Below are 3,331 nucleotides of genomic sequence, written 5' to 3'. Positions count from 1 at the left end.
GCTTATGATCGAGATTAGGATCTTGATAGAGCTTGAATAGCGCATTTTCTGTTTCCATTACCTGCTCAGCACGAGTGCCCTTTTCACCCGCGCTTTGTTTCTCTTCAGCGAGCATAGCATCGGTTTGATAGAAATAACGATGGTAAGGACATGGTATCGCCCCCAGCGCTTTTAGAAATGCTGGATCCCACGGTTCTTCCCAGATGTTCTTCATGCTGAAGTTAGCACCATCACCGACTTTCTCTAATACTGTTTGAGTAATATCTTCTCCATTGAGCCATGCTTTGTGCACCCAAACGAGATGGTTTAATCCGGCAAACTCAAGTTGTAGCTCTTTTGGCTCGCACTCCATCATTTCTGCGATCATCATTTCCATCGAAACCGGCACATTACATAAACCAATACTCTTTACTTTGGTGTACTTACTGACGGCTTCAGAGACCAAACCCGCAGGGTTGGTGAAATTGAGCATCCATGCATTGGGTGCCAACTCTTCAATATCTTTACATATATCAAGAATAACCGGGATGGTTCGCAGTGCTTTAGCAAACCCACCAGGGCCTGTTGTTTCTTGGCCGATGACGTCGTATTTAATTGGAATTCGCTCGTCATTAGCACGAGCAGCAAGACCACCCACACGGAACTGCGTCATCACAAAGTCCGCATCTTTTATCGCAGCACGACGATCAAAGTCTGCTTTTATCTCAATCTTTGCACCTGCTTTATCAACCATTCGCTGCGCTAGACCTTTGATAATCTCAAGCTTCTCAGCTCCTGACTCAATGTCCACAAAATGAATCTTCTTAACGGGTAAATATTCTAAGCGCTTAATAACTCCTTCAACCAGTTCAGGGGTATAACTACTACCACCGCCAATAATGGCAAGTTTGATCGCCTCTCTAGACATTTTTCTCCCCTTATTTGTTCGAGATTTTTTTGTTCAGTGCAACGATTTCTACAGCCATTTCTTGAGCCAAAATCGTAGTCATCAGGTGATCTTGAGCATGCACCATCACTAACGTCATCGGGACTTTCCCTTCCCCCTGATCTTCCTCAATCAACTGAGTCTGAATTAAGTGGGCTTTGTTAATGCACTCTCTTGCTTGAGAGAGCTTCTCCTCAGCCGCATCAAACTCTTGTTCTCTAGATAAACGCAACGCCTCGTAGCTCAAACTTCTGGCTTCGCCAGCATTACAGATGATCTCCATCACAACCAATTCTTGTTCCATCATTTTCTCTCCGAAAATCGGGCCGCGGTAATTGCGGCCCATTAAGCACCGTTAAGCAGTAACACCTTCGCCTGAAGGTTGCGCCTCATCTTTAGTTTCTTTCGTCGTTGGTAGTTCTTGCTCCAACATTTGCTTCTCAAACATTTTGAAGAATGGGAAGTAGATAATTAGATCAAGAATCAATAAACCAATGACGAGCAATACTGGAGCAAAGGTCCAACCGCTACCCCACGAAGCACCTATCAGTGCTGGTGTTGTCCAAGGCGTTGTAGCGACACCCATACCCACAAAGCCGACATGCACAGCAAAGTACGCAATCGTAGCGTTGATGACTGGAGCGAAGACGAACGGGATAAACAAGGTCGGGTTCATCACAACTGGGCTACCGAAGATCACAGGCTCATTGATTTGGAAGAAGCCAGGCACCGCACTCATTCGACCAATACTCTTAAGGTGAACAGAACGGCTAAATGACATCAGCATAACAAGAGCAAGTGTTGCACCAGAGCCACCGATAAAGATGTAAAAATCCCAGAAAGGCTGAGTAAATACGTTTGGAATCGGTTCACCTGCAACAAAGGCTTCGATGTTGGCACCAATGTTGGTCAAGAAAATTGGAGAAAGCAGCCCCACAACAATTGCAGCACCATGGATACCCGCAAACCAAAGTAGTTGGCAAAGCAATAGAGCGCCAATAATGGCAGGCAATGAGTTAGACGCACTAATTAAAGGCTTAAAGACTGCCATGACCGCATCTGGAATCAGCATGTCGTACTGGGTTTGCACGAAAAGGCTAAGTGGATATAAGGTAATAAATATCGCTAAGACTGGTAACAGTACTTCAAATGATCGTGCAATCGCCGGTGGCACCTGCTCTGGCATACGAATCGTAATATTGTGCTTTTTCATAAAACGGTAGAGCTCTACCGAGAAGAATGCACACATCACTGCGGTGAAGATCCCGGTTCCTCCCATGTGTGACATAGACAACGCGCCATCTTTAGCAGGGGCCGCGATGAGTAAAAAAGACATCAGCGACAATACAGCACTCGTGATCCCATCCATCTTGTAAGCCTTAGCTAAGCTATAAGCAACGCCGAGCGAAACAAAAATGGTCATGATCCCCATCGACATGTTGTAGGGCATCATTATGGTATCAAAATGTGTGGTGGCGAAATCGAGCCAAATTCGACCAAAAGTAAAGGTCGTGTCTTCGGCAAATGGTGGGAATGCAAAAATCAAAATGAAACTACCGACAATAATAAACGGCATTGCAACTATAAAACCGTCTCTCATTGCTCGAACATGGGGCTGATTCCCCACTTTTGCTGCTATAGGGGCTATATGCTTTTCGACTGCGCCTATAATTGCGTCATAAAGCTTCATAGAATCCATCCTTATTTTAGGCAAAAGAATCCCGCATCAAATATTTATATTTGATGTACAGTTATCTTTTTTTAATTTAAAACTATGGTTTAGTTAATTAATTCTAATGCTTGCTCTAGTACTTCTTCTCCCTTCATCATTCCATAATGCTGAGGAGAAATCGCATCAATGTTTTTACCATGCTCTTGCGCCGTTTTTCTTAGCTCTTCTAGCTGAAAACGTACTTGAGGCCCGAGAAGACAAACATCGTACTCTTTAATTGCATCTTCAAATGCATTCACTGACATCGCATCAATCTTGCACTCAATTCCTTTATTTTCAGCAGCTTGCTCCATTTTTTTAACAAGCATACTGGTTGACATCCCTGCGCTACAGCATAAAAGGATCTTTTTCATAGCCTTACTCCCGTTGTGTAAATTTCAACCTGCAAAAACTGTAGCAAAAATAACCAAGACAAAAAAGCACAACCGGTTGCATTGTTCGTGAACACAATCCCAATTTAGAAAATACGACCTGTTTTTTAGTAATTATCTAGGTCTAGGATAAAAGTCAGGAAATAAATTAAGACACCACATTAGGTTTCAAATTATCAATATATTACTACTGACAACGTCGTTATTAATTTCTAAAAAGGAATAGAGAATGAAATTTAATAAATTGGCTATTGCAACGCTTGTAAGTGCCGCACTATCACAATACTCATTTGCTCAAACCGA

Annotated in this window: 4 protein-coding genes; all 4 read right to left on the bottom strand. The window is 43.0% G+C overall.

The annotated features are described in order from the left end of the window. A partial coding sequence (locus CAG69_RS06500; RefSeq protein ID WP_161443275.1) for a family 4 glycosyl hydrolase occupies positions 1–907 on the bottom strand: 907 nt, incomplete at its 3' end. A 10-nt stretch (positions 908–917) separates the two neighbouring features. Further along, positions 918–1,229 carry a PTS lactose/cellobiose transporter subunit IIA gene (locus tag CAG69_RS06495; RefSeq protein WP_161443278.1) on the bottom strand — a complete coding sequence of 104 codons (312 nt, stop codon included), beginning with the start codon at positions 1,227–1,229 and terminating at the stop codon, positions 918–920. 51 nt (positions 1,230–1,280) lie between these two features. After that, positions 1,281–2,615 carry a PTS sugar transporter subunit IIC gene (locus CAG69_RS06490; RefSeq protein ID WP_005397441.1) on the bottom strand — a complete coding sequence of 445 codons (1,335 nt, stop codon included), beginning with the start codon at positions 2,613–2,615 and terminating at the stop codon, positions 1,281–1,283. 89 nt (positions 2,616–2,704) lie between these two features. After that, complete coding sequence (locus CAG69_RS06485; protein ID WP_025767645.1) at positions 2,705–3,010, bottom strand: PTS sugar transporter subunit IIB; 306 nt, start codon at positions 3,008–3,010, stop codon at positions 2,705–2,707. Between the last annotated feature and the right edge of the window lie 321 nt (positions 3,011–3,331).

The organism is Vibrio sp. V43_P6S15P86, assembly GCF_009904725.1.
Lineage (GTDB): Bacteria > Pseudomonadota > Gammaproteobacteria > Enterobacterales > Vibrionaceae > Vibrio > Vibrio diabolicus.
The sequence above is the reverse complement of the archived record's forward strand: the minus strand, read 5'-3'. Positions and strand labels throughout refer to the sequence as shown.